At 65.5% G+C, this 17,975-nt stretch carries 14 protein-coding genes; 8 read left to right on the forward strand and 6 right to left on the reverse strand.

Annotated elements, in window-relative coordinates:
- Window positions 1-82: 82 nt before the first annotated feature.
- The gene (locus tag ML01_RS07270; protein WP_058554731.1) at window positions 83-3,544 is read left to right on the forward strand and encodes a mechanosensitive ion channel domain-containing protein; all 3,462 of its coding nucleotides are present in this window, start codon (window positions 83-85) and stop codon (window positions 3,542-3,544) included.
- Window positions 3,545-3,561: 17 nt separating this feature from the next.
- A complete protein-coding gene (locus tag ML01_RS07275) occupies window positions 3,562-4,593 on the forward strand; it encodes a CorA family divalent cation transporter (protein ID WP_162267981.1) in 1,032 nt (343 codons plus the stop codon).
- Between the two features lie 8 nt (window positions 4,594-4,601).
- Here ML01_RS07275 and ML01_RS07280 read toward each other — a convergent pair whose 3' ends face one another.
- Window positions 4,602-5,576, reverse strand: coding sequence for a calcium/sodium antiporter (locus ML01_RS07280; protein ID WP_058554733.1), 975 nt, complete (start codon window positions 5,574-5,576; stop codon window positions 4,602-4,604).
- 331 nt (window positions 5,577-5,907) lie between these two features.
- On the opposite strand from ML01_RS07280, the gene ML01_RS07285 reads away from it, so the two are divergent.
- The 5 genes from ML01_RS07285 to ML01_RS07305 all read left to right on the forward strand — a co-directional run bounded on the left by ML01_RS07285 (window position 5,908) and on the right by ML01_RS07305 (window position 10,826).
- A complete protein-coding gene (locus ML01_RS07285) occupies window positions 5,908-7,506 on the forward strand; it encodes a Ppx/GppA phosphatase family protein (RefSeq protein ID WP_082674038.1) in 1,599 nt (532 codons plus the stop codon).
- Between the two features lie 154 nt (window positions 7,507-7,660).
- A complete protein-coding gene (locus ML01_RS07290) occupies window positions 7,661-8,077 on the forward strand; it encodes an SCP2 sterol-binding domain-containing protein (RefSeq protein ID WP_058554734.1) in 417 nt (138 codons plus the stop codon).
- A 94-nt stretch (window positions 8,078-8,171) separates the two neighbouring features.
- Window positions 8,172-8,774, forward strand: a complete 603-nt coding sequence (locus tag ML01_RS07295; protein WP_058554735.1) for a Uma2 family endonuclease — start codon at window positions 8,172-8,174, stop codon at window positions 8,772-8,774.
- A gap of 262 nt (window positions 8,775-9,036) precedes the next feature.
- Window positions 9,037-10,245 (forward strand): XRE family transcriptional regulator, encoded by a 1,209-nt coding sequence (locus ML01_RS07300; protein WP_058554736.1) that lies wholly within the window; start codon window positions 9,037-9,039, stop codon window positions 10,243-10,245.
- Window positions 10,246-10,259: 14 nt separating this feature from the next.
- Window positions 10,260-10,826 (forward strand): hypothetical protein, encoded by a 567-nt coding sequence (locus ML01_RS07305; protein WP_058554737.1) that lies wholly within the window; start codon window positions 10,260-10,262, stop codon window positions 10,824-10,826.
- A 746-nt stretch (window positions 10,827-11,572) separates the two neighbouring features.
- On the opposite strand, the gene ML01_RS26965 is transcribed toward ML01_RS07305, so the two are convergent.
- The 5 genes from ML01_RS26965 to ML01_RS07315 all read right to left on the reverse strand — a co-directional run bounded on the left by ML01_RS26965 (window position 11,573) and on the right by ML01_RS07315 (window position 17,241).
- Window positions 11,573-11,821 carry a type II toxin-antitoxin system HicB family antitoxin gene (locus tag ML01_RS26965; RefSeq protein ID WP_082674039.1) on the reverse strand — a complete coding sequence of 83 codons (249 nt, stop codon included), beginning with the start codon at window positions 11,819-11,821 and terminating at the stop codon, window positions 11,573-11,575.
- A gap of 13 nt (window positions 11,822-11,834) precedes the next feature.
- Window positions 11,835-12,020 carry a type II toxin-antitoxin system HicA family toxin gene (locus ML01_RS26970; RefSeq protein WP_082674040.1) on the reverse strand — a complete coding sequence of 62 codons (186 nt, stop codon included), beginning with the start codon at window positions 12,018-12,020 and terminating at the stop codon, window positions 11,835-11,837.
- A 276-nt stretch (window positions 12,021-12,296) separates the two neighbouring features.
- Entirely contained in the window at window positions 12,297-12,620 is a 324-nt protein-coding gene (locus ML01_RS26975; protein WP_082674041.1) for a DUF2442 domain-containing protein, read from the reverse strand.
- A 342-nt stretch (window positions 12,621-12,962) separates the two neighbouring features.
- A complete protein-coding gene (locus ML01_RS07310) occupies window positions 12,963-13,592 on the reverse strand; it encodes a hypothetical protein (RefSeq protein ID WP_058554738.1) in 630 nt (209 codons plus the stop codon).
- A 34-nt stretch (window positions 13,593-13,626) separates the two neighbouring features.
- Complete coding sequence (locus tag ML01_RS07315) at window positions 13,627-17,241, reverse strand: transglutaminase domain-containing protein (protein ID WP_058554739.1); 3,615 nt, start codon at window positions 17,239-17,241, stop codon at window positions 13,627-13,629.
- Window positions 17,242-17,741: 500 nt separating this feature from the next.
- Between ML01_RS07315 and ML01_RS07320 the strand changes: the two genes are divergently transcribed.
- A partial coding sequence (locus ML01_RS07320; RefSeq protein WP_162267982.1) for a phage integrase N-terminal SAM-like domain-containing protein occupies window positions 17,742-17,975 on the forward strand: 234 nt, incomplete at its 3' end.

Genomic DNA, 17,975 nt, shown 5'->3' on the forward strand with positions numbered 1-17,975 from the left:
CGCATGCGGCGGAGCCATTTGCACGGCGCCACCGTCCGGGTATCCAATAGCGGGCGTTCGGTAACCGCAGGATCCCTCGTACGTGACCTCCCGCTTCGCTCCGCACCAGCGGCCCACCCTCGCCTGCTATCTCCTGCTCGGCCTCGTGTTCGCCGCGCTGGGCTTGCAAGCAAGCGCGCAAAGCCCTGACGCGGCGTCGGCGAACGACCTGGCCAGGCCGCTGCCATCCGTTGAGCAGGTGGAGCAGCGCATCCAGAGCATCGCGCAGTCGGAGCTGGCCGAAGCCGAGCGCAACAAGCTCTCGGACGAGCTCAACAACGTGTTGCAGGACATGGCCGAAGCGCAGCGCATGACCGCCGCCGCCGCCGACTTCGCGCGCGCCATCGAGACCGCACCCCAGGAGGCCGAGCGTATCCGCGAGGCCCTCGCCGACGCCGACGCCGCCGACGCCGCCCCGCCGGCGCCGGACCTGCCCGCCGATGCCGATGCCGCCGCGGTTGAGGCGCGCATCGCTGCCGTGCAGGCGGAGATCGCCTCGATCGGGACGCGTCTCGCCAAGCTCGGCGAAACGCTGGACGCTGCCGATCAAGAGCCTGCTCGGCTGCGCGAGCGCATCGCTGGCGTCGATACGGCGCTGCGCGAGCTGGAAGGACCGGTCGCCGAGGCCGACGGCCTGTCCGAGCCCGCGCGGGAGGCGCGCACCTGGCTGCGCCAGGCCCGCCTGGCCAAGCTCCGTGCCGAGCAGCAGATGCTCACGCAACAACTGCTCAGCACCGACGCGCGCCGGGTGCTGGCCCTCGCGCAGCGCGAGCAGGCGGAGGCGGAGCTGGAGCGAGCCAAGGCGCTGCGCGCGGCGCTGGAGGCGCGCGCCAAAGACCTGCGCCGGCGGGCCGCTGCGGCGGTGCAGGAGAGCATCGACGCCGAGCGCATCGCCACCGCCGGCGCCCACCCGCTGGTGCAGGCGGCGGTGGAGCAAAACGCCGCGCTCGCCGCCGCCATCGCCGGCACCACCGAGGCACTCGACAAGCTCGACGACCGGCGAGTCGATACCGAGCGACAGGTGCGGCGCATCGACGAGGAGTTCGCCAACGCGCGCAAACGGCTGGAAGCGGCCGGGCTGAACCGTGCCCAGGGCCAGGTGCTGATCGACCAGCGCCAGCGCCTGCCGGACCTGCGCCGCCTGCGCCGGCAGGCGGCGGCGCGGGCGGATCAGATCGCCGACAGCACGTTGAAATCCATTCGCTGGCGCGAGGAGCTGCGCCGACTCGACGACCTCGACGCCTGGGTGGAGCAGCAGCTCGCCAATCTGCCGGCGGCTGCCATCGACACCGCCGGCCGGGCCGAGCTCGCGGAGGAACTGCGCGCGCAGGCCACGCCGCGCCGCTCGCTGCTGCGCCGCGCGCTGGAGATCGAGGACAGCTTCCGCCGCGACCTCGGCGAGGTGGACTTCGCCGCGCAGCAATTGCGCGACGTGGTGGATCGCTACGACCGCTATCTGTCCGAGCGGCTGCTCTGGGTGCGCAGCATCGGCCCGCTCGTGCAACAGTCCATGGCGCCGCTGCCGCGGGCGCTGTGGTGGGTGGTCGCCCCGGGCAATTGGCAACAGGTCGGCGCGACGCTGCTGGCCGAGGCACCCGGGGCACCGCTCTTCTGGGTCGCGCTCCTGGCCGTCGTGCTGCTGTTGTGGCGCAGCGCCCCGCTCAAGCGCGCCATCCGCGCCCGCGCCGAGCCGCTGCGGCGCGTCAGTACCGATGGCTTCCGCCACACCGCCGCGGCACTCGGCATGACCGCGCTGGCCGCCCTGCCCTGGCCGCTGCTGCTCGCGGCCGTCGGCGCGCTGCTCGGCGGCTCGCTCGCGGCGGACCCGTTCAGCAAGGCGATGGGCGATGCGATGGTCGCGGTGGCCCCGGCGCTCTATTACCTGCTGGGCTTCCGGGCGCTCGCCATGCGCGGCGGCGTCGCCGACCGGCACTTCCGCTGGCATACCGACACGCTGTTGATGGTGCGGCGCAGCACCTTCGCGGCGGTGACGCTGCTGCTGCCGGTGGGCTTCGTCGCGGCGGCTGTTCATCAACACCAAGAGCCCGAGTTCACCGGCACGCTCGGGCGGCTGTCGCTGGCGCTGTTCGAGCTCGGGCTCGCGGTGCTCACGGCGGTGGTGCTGCACCCGACGCGCGGCGCGCTGAAGCACAGCATCGCAGAGCGGCCCGACGGCTGGCTCGCCAGGCTGCGCTTCATCTGGTATCCGGCCATGATCGCGGTGCCGCTGGCGCTCGCGGGCTTCGCGTTGTCGGGCTTCCTCTATACCTCCGGCGTGCTGCTGCGCTCGCTGATCAACGAGCTCTGGTTCGCGCTCGGGCTCATCATCGTGCACCAGCTTATCGTACGCTGGCTCATCGTCACCCGCAGGCGCCTGGCGCTGCAGGCGGCGCTGGAGCGGCGCGCGCAGCGAGAAGCCGCAAAGGCCGCCGACGGCGCCGGCGCCGGCGCCGATGTGCTGGCGGTGCCGGACGAGGGCGTGGACCTGGCCTCGCTCGACGCCCAAAGCCGCAAGCTCCTGAACCTGGCCATCTTCGTCGCCGCCGTCGTCGGACTCTGGCTCATCTGGTCCGAGGTGCTGCCGGCCCTGAACCTCTTGGAGCGCGTCAAGCTCTGGAGCTACACCGGCACCATCGACGGGGTCGAGCAGGCCATTCCCGTGACCTTGGCGGATTTGGGCATTGTGTTCGTCATCATCGCCGCCGCCGTCGCCGCAGGGCGCAACCTGCCGGCGCTGCTCGAGATCCTGCTGCTGCAGAACAGCCACGTCAGCGCCGGCAGCCGCTATACCATCATCACCCTCACCGGCTACGTCATCACCGCCATCGGCGCGCTGATGGTCTTCGGTGCCCTCGGGCTGTCGTGGGGCCAGGTGCAATGGCTGGTGGCCGCGCTCGGCGTCGGCATCGGCTTCGGCCTGCAGGAGATCGTGGCCAACTTCATCAGCGGGCTCATCATCCTGTTCGAGCGCCCGGTGCGGGTCGGCGACATCGTCAGCATCGGCGACACCACCGGCGTCGTCACCAAGATCCAGATCCGCGCCACCACGGTGCGCAACTGGGACCGCCAAGAGCTGCTGGTACCGAACAAGGAGTTCATCACCGGCCGGCTCCTGAACTGGACGCTCACCGACCAGACGAACCGCATCGTTATCACGGTCGGCGTCGAGTATGGCAGCGACACCAAACGGGCGTTGAAGCTCCTAGGCGACGCCGCCCGCGAGAACGAGCACGTGCTGGAGGACCCGGCGCCAATCATCAGCTTCGAGGGCTTCGGCAACGACGCGCTGACGCTGGTGCTGCGGTGCTACCTGCCGAACATGGACAATCGCATCGACACCACCACGGCGCTGCACCAGGCCATCAACGACAAGTTCCAGGCCGCCGGCATCGGCATCGCCTTCCCGCAGCGGGACCTGCACATCCGTTCGGTGCAGCCGCTGGAGGTGCAACTGCGCCGCGCCGCGTCGCACGCCGGCGACGACGCGCCGGCCGCCGAACCCTGATGCCGGGCGCAGCGGCCATGCCCGAGCGCCCGGAGCGGCTGCACAACTGGTTCGGGCTGGTGTTCGCCTTCCGGCTGGACGCGGCCGGCGGCAGCGCCGCGGTGGGCTGGCCCGAGGTCACGGCGGCCTGCTGCGGCGCCGCTGCCGGCGCGACGCCGGGCGACACCGAGCACCGCCCGCTCTGGGTGCACCTGGATCTGCGCCATCCGCACGCGCTGCACTGGCTGAAGCAGGAGAGCGGCCTGGATGAGCTCACCGTGGACGCACTCACCGCGACCAACGCCGGCCCGCGGCTCGTGCGTCGCGGCGACAGCCTGCTGCTGGTGCTCAAGGGCATCGATCACGGCTCCTCCGCGCGGCCCGGCGATATGCTCGCGGCACGGCTCTGGACCGACGGGCGCCTGCTGATCAGCGCTCAGCACGGGCGCGTCGGCGCCATCGAGGACCTGCACCGCGAGCTTCGCCATGGCCGTGGGCCCGGCGCCATCGACGCGCTGATTGCCGACCTCGCCGACCGGCTCATGACCCACGCCGATGACGTGCTGGACGACTTGCTCGAGGCCGCGCGCCGCATCGGCCAGGCCGGCAACCGGCGGCGACGCACCGAGGACATGGTGTCCGAGCTCGCCACGCTGCGCCGGGGCATGATCCGCATGCGCTTCCATCTGCTGCCGCAGCGCCGGGCTTTGGTGCGCGTCGCCACGGGCCGAATTAGCTGGTTCGGTGACGCGCCGCGGCGTGCCGTGCGCGAGGTCGCCGACCGCTGTCAACACGCCATCGACGGCCTCGGGGCCGCCGGCGAGATCACCGAGATCACGCAGGACGAGATCCTGCAGCGCTCGTCCGAGACCACGGAGCACCGGCTCTTTTCCCTGACTGTCATCACGGCCATCTTCCTGCCGCTGACCTTCATCACCGGCCTGCTCGGCGTCAACCTCGCCGGCATCCCAGACGCCAACGACCCGCTCGCGTTCCTGATCCTGTGCCTGCTGCTCGTCGGCATCGTGCTCGGGCAACTGTGGCTGCTGCGACGCAAGGGCTGGCTGTAGCCGCAGCCTCAGCCGCCCGTCACGCTCAGGACCAGCCACGCGGTGTAGGCGACGTAGGCCGAGAGCAGCAGCGCGCCCTCCAGACGGTTGATGCGGCCCGGGCCACGAAAACCGTAGGCCGTGACGAACAGCAGTCCGGTCATCGCCATCATCACCGGCCAGTCGCGCGTCAGCAGCTCCGGCGCCAGCGTCGGCATCGGCGCGATGACGCCAGCAATGCCCACGACCGCAAGCAGGTTGAACATGTTGGAACCGACGACGTTGCCGATGGCAATGTCGTGCTCGCCCTTGCGGGCGGCCATCACCGATGCGGCGAGCTCCGGCAGCGAGGTGCCCAGCGCGACGATGGTCAGCCCGATGATGAGGTCACTGACGCCGAGCGCCTCGGCAACGGACACGGCGCCCCACACCAGCACGCGGGAGCTGACGACGAGCAGCACCAGCCCGACCGCGAGCCAGACCATGGCCGCCTTGAGGGTCATCGGGTGGGCCGCGAGCTCCTGCTCCGTCTCCGCCTCCAGCGCATCGCCGCGCCCGCGCAGCGCGGCAAAGACCGTCCAGCCGATGAGGCCGAAGAAGCCCGCGAGCAGCAGCAGCGCCTCGGCGCGGGTCAGCGACCCGCCCCAAAACAGCAGTCCCGACAGGAGCCCGATGCCGAACAGGAGCGGCAGCTCCCGGCGAATGATCTTGGAATGCACGGCAATGGGCGCCACCAGCGCCGTGATGCCGAGGATCAGTCCGGTGTTGACGATGTTGGAGCCGAGCGCGTTGCCGAGGGCGAGGTCGGGTTTGCCGTCGAGGGCCGCCATGGCCGAGACGACCATCTCCGGCGCCGAGGTGCCGAAGCCGACAATGACCATGCCGATCAACAGCGACGGCATGCCCATGTGTCCGGCGGTGGCGGCGGCGCCGTCGACGAAGCGGTCTGCGCTCCAGACCAACAGGGCAAAGCCGGCGAGGATCGCGAGCGTAGCCAGGATCACAACGATCTCCTTAGTAACCGTTCAAAAACAACCGACACCAACTGACCTGACGCCCACCTTCCGCCAACCGTCCGTCCGCGTCGAAATCGGGATCGGGATCGGGATCGGGATCGGGAAACGGCGTTGCGTCCGGCCCCGCACGAGCAACTGCGGACCCGTCCCCGTTGCCGCGGCGCACTATAGCCGGATTCGCCTACGGGCGCCGATCCCGCCCCGAGCAGCCGCGGCGGACGCCGCTTTGCGCCGCCGCGCTTGACATCCATCCTGCCCGGCCGGCAGCAGGCCGCTATACTGCCGCGGCCGACCCCACCAGCAGTGCCCCCAGCAGGCGATGGCAGACTCCGCCGCAACGGCCCCCTCGACAGACCCCCGCAACGCGACGAGCACGGCGCCGGGCGGGCAGGCGCCGCAGCCCGGCGCCCCCGAGCTGCCGCCTAGCCTCGGCAACGGCGGCCAGCTCGCCGCCGTCGATCTCGGCTCCAATTCCTTTCACCTGCTCGTCGCCCGCATGGACGGCGGCACGATGCAGATCATCGACCGCTACAAAGAGATGGTGCGCCTTGGCGAAGGGCTCACCCACGATAAGCACCTGCGCGAAGAGGTCGCCGAGCGCGCGCTCGCCTGCCTGGAGCGCATGGGCCAGCGGCTGCGTGACCTGCCGCCGGGGCGCGTGCGCGCGGTGGGGACCAACACACTGCGGCAGATGCGCCCGGAGTCGCGCTTCCTGCCGCGGGCCGAGCACGCCCTGGGCCATCCCATCGAGGTCATCGCCGGGAGGGAGGAGGCGCGGCTCATCTATCTCGGCGTCTCCCACGGGCTCGCCGTCGCCGACGAGAAGCGCCTCGTCATCGACATCGGCGGCGGCAGCACCGAGGTCATCGTCGGCCAGGGCTTCCAACCGCTGCTGCGCGAGAGCCTGCACATGGGCTGCGTCAGCATGTCGCAGCGCTTCTTCGGCAACGACAAGATTACGCCCAAGCAAATGGACAAGGCGGAGCTCTACGGCGCGCTGGAGATCCGCCCGGTGCGCGTGCTGTTCCGCCAATCCGGCTGGGCCGCCGCCACCGGCAGCTCCGGCACCATCAAGGCCATCGCGGCCGTGATCATGGCCGAGGGCTGGAGCGAGGACGGCATCACCCAGCACGCCTTGGACCTGCTGCGCGAGGCCATGCTCGACAGCGGCAAGGTCTCCGCACTGCCGTTCAAGGGGCTCACCGAGGAGCGCCGGCCGGTGTTCGCAGGCGGCGTCGCGGTGTTGCGTGCGCTGTTCTCGAGCCTCGCCATCTCGCACATGCGCGTGTCCGATCAGGCGCTACGCGAGGGCCTGATCTACGAGCTGGTCGGCCGCCTGGAGCACGAGGACGTGCGCGAGCGCACCGTCGCCACGCTCTGCCGGCGCTTCGACGTCGACCAGGCCCACGCGACACGGGTCAAGGACACCGCCCTGCACCTGTTGGCGCAGTTGCGCACGCCCTGGCAGTTGGACCACGCCAACTACGAACCGATGCTCGGCTGGGCCGCGGAGCTGCACGAGATCGGCCTCGCCGTCTCACACAGTCAGTACCAGAAGCACGGCGCCTACCTCATCGACAACGCCGATTTGTCCGGCTTCACGCGCCAGGAGCAGACCGTGCTCGCGGCGCTCGTGCTCGGCCACCGGCGCAAGTTTCCCATCGACAGTTTTCTGCAGTTGCCGAGCGGCCTGCGCTGCTGCGCGCGGCGCCTCTGCGTCATCCTGCGCCTGTCGGTGCTGATGCACCGCGGCCGCAACCCGGACAGCGTCCCGGCGCCGACGCTCGGCGCCGACGGCGACACGCTGCTGCTGCGCTTCCCGGAGGGCTGGCTCGATCAGCACCCGCTGACCCGACTGGAGCTCGAAGAAGAGGCCGGCCGGCTGGTCCCCGCCGGGCTGTGCCTCGATTTCGGCTGACCCTCCCGGCGCTCCGCAAGTGCAGTCTGCGGGGCACCGACCATTAGCGCAGCGCGCCGATGCTGCTAGAATCCCCGACGATTTGTGAGCATCGCGTCCGCCCGGCGCCAAGCCGGCGGATTTCCGCCAACACACCAGGAGGACTGCAACAACCATGGCCAATATTTTCTCTGCCGAGTGGATGAACGAGCTCAAGGACGCCTGGAACAACGACCCCGAGGTCAGCGGCAAGCTCGCCGACATCGGCTTCGACTCCACCATCACCTGCGGCTTCAAGGACGAGGAAAACCCGCGCGGCGTCTTCGTCGTCGAAAAGGGCATCTGCACCCGCGCCGGCGACTGGGACGGCGAAGCCCCAGACTGGGACATGCGCGCCAGCATGGCCGACTGGCTCAAGTGGGTGGAAAAGGGCATCGGCATGATGGGCATGGGCACCGCCTACGCCACCGGCAAGCTCAAGTTCAAGACCGGCGACTACGGCGCCATGATCAAGGACCCGCGCATGGCCGGCCCCTTCGTCAAGAGCTTCAACCTCATGAAGCAGATCGGCGCCGACGAGCTGAGCAAGTAAGCCGGTTTGCCGTCCGCGGGCGGCGGCGCCCTGCCGCCGCCCACCTTGCTTGTCCGCGACCACTGCTCCGCCACCGCACCGGGCGCGCCCGACCATGGAAGCCCCCGACAACCACAACCCCATCCACCGCATCAGCGTCGAAGCCTTTCACCGCCTCATCGCGGCCGGCATCTTCGACAGCGGGGACCGCGTGGAGCTGATCGACGGGGAGATGCGCGACATGCCGCCGATCGGACCGGACCACGGCAGCAGCACCGACCGGCTCAACGAGATTTTCACGCCGGCATTGGCCGGCAAGGCCATCGTCCGCGTCCAGGGCGCGGTGGTCCTCGACGACGCCACCGAGCTGTACCCCGACCTCTGCGTGCTCCGCCTGCGCGAGGACCGCTACCGCACCACGAACCCCGCCGGCGACGACGTGCTTTTGTTGATCGAGGTCGCCGCCTCAAGCCTGCGTCTCGATCGCACCGTCAAGCTCGCCAAGTACGCCCGCGCCGGCGTCCGCCGCTATTGGATCGTCGATCTCGTCAATCGCGCCCTGCACGACTACCAAGATCCCGACCGCTTTCAGCGTCGCTACCGCGAGCTGGAGTCGCTCTCGTCCGGGGAGCTGGCCGTCGCCATCGAGGGCACCGAGCTGCGGGTCGACGTCGCCGAGCTGCTCGGCGTTGAAGCCCCTCGCCCCCCGGCCAACTGATCTCGTCGCGCCGCTCCAGCGGCGTAAGGCTTCTCGGGCCGCTCCTGCGGCCATCCGGTCGTGCAAGCAGGCTCCGGCACCATGCTGCCAACGCAGCGCCGGAGCACCGCGCGCTGCACGCGGCTTCGGCTGACTCGGCCCGTCCCGCCAGCGCTCGACGATCAGCGACTTGACAGCTTGCGCCATCAAGACGAGGGTTTTCTTGACATTGTAAAAGCGAGAACTATCCTTGCCCTCCAATAAGACAGCGAGCAGCTTGCCAATGCATCAGGCTTCTGAAGCACCGACCGGCGTCGTCGCCGCACGCCTGCTCGATGCTCGCAAGGCCGCCGGGCTCACGCAGCAGGAGGCGGCGGAGCAGTTGGGCGTCAGCCGGCCGACGCTGATCGCCATCGAAAAGGGCACGCGGCAGACGAAGCCCGAAGAGCTGATCAAGCTGGCGGCGCTCTACGGCCGCACGCTCAACGAGCTGGTCCGTCCGGGTCCCGCACCGCAGCCCATTGAGCCCCATCTACGCGCGTCCCTGAGCGCCGACACGAGCCCCGATCTCCTAGGCGCCATCGGGGAGTTGACGGCCTTCGCCGACGACTACCGCGCCCTGGAGCAGCTCACGGGCACCTTGCCGTTCCGGCAGTTCCCGCCGGAGGTCTCGGTACCGCAGCGCGTGGAGGTCGCAGCCTTCGCCGAAGATGTCGCGATCCGCGAGCGTTCCCGGCTGCATCTGGGCGATCAGCCCGTCTACGAGCTGCGCTCGCTGGTGGAGCAGTCCGGCGTGCATGTCTTCTACGGCGGACTGCCGTCGCGGCTCGCGGGGCTGTATGCCTTCGTGCCGGACCTGGGCTACTGCATCCTGATCAACCGCAAGCACCCGCCGGAGCGCCGCCGCTGGACGCTGGCGCACGAGTACGCCTATTTCCTTGCGGACCGGCACAAGCCCGGCGTCGACACTGTCCAGGCGCCGAAACGCAAGCCCCTATCGGAGCGCTTCGCGGATGCCTTCGCGGCGAGCTTTCTGATGCCGGAAACGGCCATGCGCCGCCACTTTCTCGCCGTCACTGAGCGTACCGGCGACTTCCAGACCGCGGACTTGAGCCGCCTCGCCCACCATTTCTACGTGTCGGTGCAAGCCGCCGCGCTACGGCTGGAGGATGTGGGACTCCTAAGCCGCGGCACCTGGGATGCACTGATCGAGCGCGGCTTTAAGCCCGGCGCGGCACGCCGGTTACTCGGGCTGCCGGCGCGCGCCCCCTCGGAGGATTCGTTCCCCGAGCGCTACCGTTACCTTGCGGTACAGGCGTACATCCAAGAGGCCATCAGCGAGGGCCAGCTCGCCCGTTTTCTGCGGACCGACCGAGTAACGGCGCGCGAGATCGTGGAGGCGACGCTGACCTCCCGCGATCTCGACGCCGAGGGCCATGAGCAGTCCGTGCAGATGCCGGAGCAGCTTTCGCTGTTCGATCTCGCGTCCTGACGCCGCAGGAAGCCATGCCCGACACCGTCGTACTGGATGCCCGCTGCCTGATCAACCTCGCCGCGGCCGGTGCGCTGGAGACCTGGCTCAGCGACCTCGCGCTCAAGTGGGTGTTGCCCGAGGCAGTGCTCGGCGAGGCGCTGTTTCTGCGGGCCAGCAGCGGGCAGCCTGCCGCTGTTGCGGACGCGGACCCAAGCGAGCCTGTGCCTGAGCCTATTACGCTCGCCCCGCACATCGCAAGCGGCCTACTGACGGTCATCCGGCCCGAGACCGACGCCGAGCTGGCCGCCTACGTCGCCTTTGCCCGCGAGTTGGACGACGGCGAGGCCATGGCGCTCGCCATCGCCGAATGCCGTGGCTGGCGGCTCGCCACCGACGACCGCAAGCCGATGCGCCTCGCCGGCGCGGCGGGCGTGTCGGTGCTGACGACGTCCATGATCGTCAAGCAATGGGCTGACCAGCGCAGTCCGACCGCAACCGAGATTCGCGTTGCGCTGATCGCAGTCCGGGATCGGGCGCGTTTCCTACCCGGCGGACGCGATCCGCTTTGGGATTGGTGGATCGAGCGACTGAACGCATAGCCTCCGCGAGCCCTCTTCCTGTCTCGTTGCGCCGCTCCAGCGGCGCAACGCATCTGCGGCCGCTCCCGCGGCCCGGTGCGAGAGCGGCCCGCTCCTGCCGCGCGAAACCAGGGACCGCGCGAGACCAGCCGCGCGAGACCAGCCCGAAACCAAACCAGCGCGCGAAACCAGGGACAGACCCTAAGCTATCCCCACAAAACCGGCCTGGACAGCGAGCCGTCACGGACTGGGATCGCCGGCTTTCAGCCGGCTTCGCGCGCCGGGGGCTCGATGCCCCCGGCGCGCGATCTACTGCGCTGGAGCACGGCGACTGCCCATGCCGCGCCGCCGGGCGGGCGACTGCGCTTGTGCCCTTGCTGCCCGCCAAGGCGACGCCGACGCGGCATCGAGCCGCGACGGCGCCGAGCCGGCTGGAAAGCCGGCGCTCCCAGTCAGCCGCGCGTCGACGAGACGGCGGATGCACTAAGCTGCTCCTTTTTGGTTCTGCGCGGCGTTCCTCGTCCGACTGCGCCAACTCGCGGTAGAGCGCGTGTGGCGTGATAGCCGCATCGGAGGCGCCAAGCGCGTTGGCGCGGTAGCTCGACCAGCAATAGCCACCCGGTGCTGCAACATCCTCGCGCGCACCGGATTCACGCTGGCAGGCCAACACGTAGGCATCGGCGGGGCGCTCCGCCACCCGCATACTCGATGGTAGACCCGTGCTTGATTGGCGGTCGCAGCCGAGCCGTTTGTTGAGCGCTAGTTTGTCACGCAGCTTTCTCGACCGGTTGCGCATTTTGTATGGTGATGGTGGGGCACCGGGTCGCAGGCGGTACAGGCCGGCTGGTGTCCGATAAAAGCGCGATATGCTCCGCCATTGCAAGCTTCGCTTGGTAAATACAGCCCTCTACGGAATGCCCGACTCCCGAGAAGCCAGGCAAATCAGGAGAGAAGTACGCGAAGAAGTCCGGCTCTTCCGTTGCCTCGATACTCAGTGAGTAAGGGAGATCGATCATTGCGAATGCCTTACTATTGAATGCCTGCAGGTTCTAGTATCGCGCGGCATGTACCTTTCGGAATCTCTTTTGCGCAATGGTAGTCAACCCGGATCAGGTTATCGCAGCCGTCCTTTGCATAATATCGGACGGACCCCTTCTGCTTGGTGAGCCGGAACCCGTGTTTCTCCAGCAGGCGAACCAACTCGGTGAACTTCATGGCTGTCTTCGTGCTCCGCTAGACCCGCTGGTGCGCGCAACGTTCCGCAAAGCGAGCGCCTTGGAGCAGCCTGAGCGAAGCGAAGGCTGCTCCAAGGCGTCGCAGCGTTTGCGCTTGTTGGGCGTTCTTTTCATTCACCGATTAAAGGCAATGGCTCTGACCCCTTTTCCCCGTGACTCCTTTTCCCCGCTGACCCCTTTTCCCACGGCGCAATGGCGCCGGGGGTCTGTTAAGCGTCGGAGGTTCCGCTGTTGTCGGGCATCTGTTCTGATCCCGCTACGAAGGGGAAGAACCTTGGTGAGACGCAGAGCGCGCCGCTAGCCACCTTCTCAAAGATTTCTGGCTTTCGCCGGACGGCACCCCGGCGAGTAGCGCGCTTGTACTTATATCTTCGTCAAGGGATTCCCAACGAATCCCTTCCCCCGCACCAATAAATCGCCAATTTGTCCGCTCCTCAGGTGTAGCATGGACCAACCTAGGGAACCACTCGATAGGAACGGCAATTGTTCGGCCATCATTGAGATCTACTGTAAGCGTGTCATTTGTCAAGTCGACGTGCAACGCAAGGGGCGCGTCAATCTGAATCGCCAAAGAACTCATTCCAACTCTCCAAGAGGTCTAGACGGTGAGAAGATACCTGCTCATGGATATTTCGCAGCTCCGGGCGAGTGAAACCGCCTGTTCGCTGAAGCCTCACAGGGTCAAGCCGAAACTATGCCACCTTTTCATCCCGCTCGATATGGACATGGGGAGGCTCAACGCCATCGCCAGCGTAGAATAAAGAAGCGGTAGGGACCAAGCCGCAAGACTGTTGGCATCTGTTGTTTCGCGAGTGCTGACTGTTGTTGCCCAACGCTACGCCTGGCCCGCCGCCCGTTGCCGCGCCGGAGCGCAGCGACGGCGCGGCAACGGGCGTTCGGGCCGAGGCGCTTGTTGGCGCACTTAGCTGCGGCAATCCCTAATGAAGTAAAGTCTCATCGGCAGCAGACCTAGCAGGAATAGCCAAACGGTTCCACCGATTGGAATCTGCTCGTCGGGTACGCTGAAGCGTACGTCGCTGAAGTATACGACTGAGTCGAGAGTCGTGTCATTCAGGTTCGCATTCAGGAGGAACTCTATCCCAATCATATCCCCCTGCAACCCCAAACCAACAAGATCGATGAGGATGTCATCTCCGTTAAAAGTCCCTGGTCCCATGGCGGTGCCATCATGCAGCCATTCGAATAGGGGCGGGCCACCGCTCGGATCGAGAAGCGAGACCGAGAAATTGTCGTCTCCGCTCGTAGAGAACTCGTAGTCGAACGTCAAGGCGGTTGCTGTCAGCGGCACAGGGACGCCCGGATCACCAAGGAATGGGTCGTTCGACAGATACGTCACACCGAACATACTATCTTCAAGCAGCGTCGCTTCATTGGCAGCAGGACCCAACTGTACGAGTGACGGGTCTGATATCACAAAACCCCCTGTGGTTGTCGTCATATCAAGGGCTATGCTGCCTGCATAGGCGGCCCCAAACCCGCAGAATAACAGGGTCGCCACGAGGACCTGTCTTCTAACAATAATGGAAAACATCTTGCTCTCTCCTCTGACCGAACAACGTATGTTCTTAGTTGCCGTTAGGTTCTTCCCGTGCCATCACTTGCGTCGAGAAGTCAATGCGCTCTCGCACGGGGTTGTGGATTTTGACCATACTCGCCGGTAAAGTCTCGCCAGCGCTCCAAACCTCTCCGTCCTTGAGCGCTTGGAAGTAGGGGCGACCATCCGGGTTGGTGCCGTCAAATTCGATCAGCTCCGCCTCTGATGGCTGGAGATTGGAGATAACGATCCGAACGGGACCATAGAGATCACCCTGGTCGCCGTTCTCCAGGTAGATCGGGACTACGAAGGACTGAGTCCGACGGTCGTAACTGGTGCGATCGTAGCTCAGGGAGACGCGATCGTCGACAATGACCAGCGGTTCGTCCCCCGTAATCTCTAACTCAGCCGTGGACGATCCATTCGGATTCTCAGTCGGCGTGGCGGTGACGCGGATCCAGCCGGCGCTCGTTGGCTCCTCCAGCCGAAGCGTCAAGACCTTGCCACCAGCCGGTACCGAAACCGGCTGGGCCAATATGCGCTCGGTGCCATCAAACACCGAGTAGCGCTTGTCGGCATTTGAGGCAATAGCCGAGAGGACCACTTCCTTATTTGTCCCCGCATCCGTCGAGACGATCAGGTTGGCATCTCCAAGCTGGTTACCTGGTATCGAAACCGGGTCGACGCTGATCTCGGCAAGGGTCGTTCCTGCTTGCACGGAAATGATCCCGGTGACATGAGAGCTCAGGATCGAGCCATCGTGGTTGGCGGTCGCGATCGCCGACATGCCATGCGACCCCACCTCAGCACCAGTAACCTCGATCATGTATTCCTGACTTTCCCCGGCGTCCAACTCGGCGATCTGTAGTGAACTGGCGCCGCCGCCAAGGCCGGCACCCGCAGAAAAGGACAGATCGATGTCCTGCACTCGCGCGCCGCCGGAGTTGACGACCGACACGGAAACATCGGTGTTTGCACCCAGGGCAATGATCTCGGAATAGTCCAGCAAAACCCGCAGCTTCGCCGGACCGGCCAGCGAGAGTTCGATGGTGTCGTAGACAGTCGCAAGACCATCGGCGGACGCCCCAACGGTGATGTCGAACTCTCCGACTGGGATCTGCACCGCCCACTCGCCTTGGGAAGATGCCCCCGCCGCCAGGTCACCGACGGTGACGACGAGCGGGTCCAAGATATCCACTTCCTCCGGTGTGCCGATAGTAAGCTGCGCGCCCTGCATTGAATTTGGCATCACGTTGGTGACGGTTGCGGTAATGGTTGTTCGACCTTCTTCGTCGACCTCCAGTGCTGAGAGCGAGAGATCGGCACCAGCGATCTCACCGAGGTAGGTTCCCGCGCCGTTACCCTCGTTTCCGAACACGACCGCCTCCACCGCAAAGGCGTCGAACCCGGGTAGCGCCTTCGTCGAAGCGGGCACGTTAAGAGCAAAGTTCAGGGTCTCCGAGTCGCCTCCACTGATACTCACACCGACATACTGCTGTTCATCCCACTCCTCAATGGTCTGACCGTTGCTGGACCTCGCTTTCAGATACACGATGACGTTCACGAGATCATCGACTACACCAGTGTTGGTGATCACGACCGTACCGACCGCTTGGCCGCCCGGTACCACCGTAGCGTTCGAGAAAATCTCAACCTCATGGACTCCGGGCAGACCTGCCGCATGCGCCTTTGGGATCACGAAGCTGATCGACCGATCGAAGACATAGGCCAGATTGCCAGACACAGCCTGCAGCTTTTGCTCGAGGAAAGCGCCGCTTGCACAGTCGAGGCAATAGTCGTTCAAGCGGTCTAGCTTGTTACCGCTCGCGTTTTGGGTCGGCATTTGATCGGACCGGTACTCCCAATCATTTACGACCTCATACATATTATCGAACGGATTGTACGACCACTCCTCGACGTCCGCTTGTACCTCATAGTGAATAAACTCCACGTCGTAGGAGCCGCCGGCATTCGCCTTGACCGCGGCCACCGGCGCGGGTCCGGTCTGGAAGATGCCGCTTGAGAGCTCCTGCGGCGTACCATCATAGGCCTGCCAAGCGATAGCGGAATATCCGCCCCGATCCGGACGACTCAGATATGCCTCGTTCCAGACGTGGAAGTTCCATATGCTCTCGGAATCACGATCTTCCGGATTCGCCCCTGTGTACAGAGTTATGACTCCATCGAGGGGCTTGGTATCGTGAGCGGACCCGATATTGGTGATAACTCGGGAGGGGATTCCCAGGGATCGGCTCATGGAAGTGGTGATTCCGCCGAATACCCAGCATTGACCGTACTTTACCGCCCCGGACCTTTCGTAGCTTCTGAAGATACTGCGTGAGTTGGACCAAGAAGTGGGCTCCACACCGTCCGAGTAATTGCCGTCCCATCTTCCGATTAGGATCCCGCCGTTGGAATCCGTGCCCGCCAGATTCGCGATATCGGTTAGGTATCTGGCGACCGCCCATGCTTGCGCGCGCTCGGTGGCGCTCAGGCTCAAGACCTTGTTGAAAGTTGTCTCAAACACAGTATCGTCGAACTGCCCAAAATTCCAACGCTTGCTCGACGCGCTTTCGGCAACGAAAATCGTTCCGCGCTCATTGAGCACGTAGGCCTCTCGCTCAGCATCGGACATACCGGCGTCATAGACATCATCATCCATCGGACTCCAAGGATTGAAAATGAAGTACACTGGGTCTTCGGCTGCCAGTTCCTCGGGTGTCCCGGCCCCACTACTGCGCTGGATGCGGGCAATAACCTCGAACTGATCGATCGGAAGGTCGTAAGGGACGAAGACCTTGACCGGGACGACAACGTAGTCGTCGAAGTCAAAAAACGGAAGCCAGGACTTGTCCTCCGGTTGTCCAACTTCTACTACCCAGTTGGTAGCATCGAAATCGGAGCCCGGTACGGCCACGTTCTTGGTACCGGCGGAGTCCTTGAAGATGAGGCTCAGGTTGTAGTAGTCGGGATCGTATCCCGGTGTAAGGAGGACGTTGATCATAAGCTCCTGCCCACGGCGAAAGACCACGGAATCATAGTCATCCGTGCGGTGCTCGGTCTCGTTCGCATCTTCTTGGAGATCAACCTCCAGTAGCTCGACATCCGCGAGTTCGAACTCCAGGTTGTCGATCAGCCAGTAGTTGGCTGAGTCGTGCACGAAAACGTAGGCGATACCTGGTTCCTCGATTTCCAATGTGCCCATCGCTCCTGTGTCCAGGTTTCCGCCGCCAGTGTCCTGGACTAGCAGGTTGCCGGCCGCGTCGTAGCCCTCAAGCTTGACGGTCGAGAAGCTGCTGTAGCGGGCAACGACCTTCTTCGCGACATCGATATCGAAATCGATGCGGCCTATCCCCTGATTCGGACCAAGCCAGGCGAAGAAGTTGCCAAACGAGTAATAGCTACCGTCCGGGTAGGGGCCATTGTAGTTTCCGGTACGCCAGTCGCCATAGATCCAGTCCTGTCCCTGGGTAGTCGTGAACTGAATACCGGGCTCTGCGGTGTTGATGGTCGCGCCGTCGAAACTTCCCTCGAAATCGATCAGGGCCGCCGTTACCCCCGGTGAAAGGCCGAGAAGCAGCACGGTCAAGAGGATTGAAAAGATGGAGTGTAAGAAAGAAAGCCGTTGAAGTAGCAGTGAAAGCATAGTCACAATCCCTCTCTAGTGATGAGTCTAGGCGGAAGGAGAGCAACCCCAACCGCCCACGCCGAAGTATCGAATGTCCCTAACCCTCGCTCCACGGATCATGCTCCATTCGATCCGCAATCATGCTCGCGCGTAGTACTGCTCCAAACGCGTCGTTTTCCAGCCGTATGACTTGCCGCGAACGGATACGTTGCCAAATGGACCGCCTTGGGCAGCACGATGTCCTTTTCTGTGCGACGCGTCGCTGCCTGTCTGCGCCAACGTTGTGGATAGCCGGCGCCCGCGGTGGAGACGACGAGGCTCGCCGCCACGCCTGCGCCGGCGTCGTGCGCCGACGCTGCGGTTCGCGACTGTCCGCGGGCGTCCGCGCTGATCCACTTGTTGGACGGAGCCGCTACGCGGAGAACAGCGACGCGGCGGCCCCGCAGTGACTAAGATGCAACCTCACGCCCTCGCCGTGCGAGGGGACATTCCGCTGAGAATCATGAGGTTGCACCGTCATGTCACCATCTTTCGAGGCCGATTTCAAGCGCCGCTACAGCGCCCTGGACAAGCATCTGCATCTCAAGGGCTTCCGACCGAAGACGATCGAGGCGTACGCGCGGGGCGTACGCCGGATTGCCGGACACTTCGAGTATCGGATCGATGATCTGAGCGCCGAGCAGCTGACGGACTACTTCGCCGAGCTGCTGGAGACCCACTCGTGGGCGTCGGTGAAGCTGGACCTGTACGGG

This window comes from Thiohalocapsa sp. ML1, assembly GCF_001469165.1.
Taxonomy (GTDB): Bacteria; Pseudomonadota; Gammaproteobacteria; order Chromatiales; family Chromatiaceae; genus Thiohalocapsa.

Excerpts from the sequence above, each read along its gene's own strand:
- ML01_RS07285 (WP_082674038.1), top strand. The coding sequence starts at position 5,908 with ATGGCAGACTCCGCCGCAACGGCCCCCTCGACAGACCCCCGCAACGCG.
- ML01_RS07300 (WP_058554736.1), top strand. The coding sequence starts at position 9,037 with ATGCATCAGGCTTCTGAAGCACCGACCGGCGTCGTCGCCGCACGCCTG.
- ML01_RS07295 (WP_058554735.1), top strand. The coding sequence starts at position 8,172 with ATGGAAGCCCCCGACAACCACAACCCCATCCACCGCATCAGCGTCGAA.
- ML01_RS26970 (WP_082674040.1), bottom strand. The coding sequence starts at position 12,020 with ATGAAGTTCACCGAGTTGGTTCGCCTGCTGGAGAAACACGGGTTCCGG.
- ML01_RS07315 (WP_058554739.1), bottom strand. The coding sequence starts at position 17,241 with ATGCTTTCACTGCTACTTCAACGGCTTTCTTTCTTACACTCCATCTTT.
- ML01_RS07275 (WP_162267981.1), top strand. The coding sequence starts at position 3,562 with ATGCCCGAGCGCCCGGAGCGGCTGCACAACTGGTTCGGGCTGGTGTTC.
- ML01_RS07290 (WP_058554734.1), top strand. The coding sequence starts at position 7,661 with ATGGCCAATATTTTCTCTGCCGAGTGGATGAACGAGCTCAAGGACGCC.
- ML01_RS26975 (WP_082674041.1), bottom strand. The coding sequence starts at position 12,620 with ATGAGTTCTTTGGCGATTCAGATTGACGCGCCCCTTGCGTTGCACGTC.
- ML01_RS07310 (WP_058554738.1), bottom strand. The coding sequence starts at position 13,592 with ATGTTTTCCATTATTGTTAGAAGACAGGTCCTCGTGGCGACCCTGTTA.
- ML01_RS26965 (WP_082674039.1), bottom strand. The coding sequence starts at position 11,821 with ATGATCGATCTCCCTTACTCACTGAGTATCGAGGCAACGGAAGAGCCG.
- ML01_RS07305 (WP_058554737.1), top strand. The coding sequence starts at position 10,260 with ATGCCCGACACCGTCGTACTGGATGCCCGCTGCCTGATCAACCTCGCC.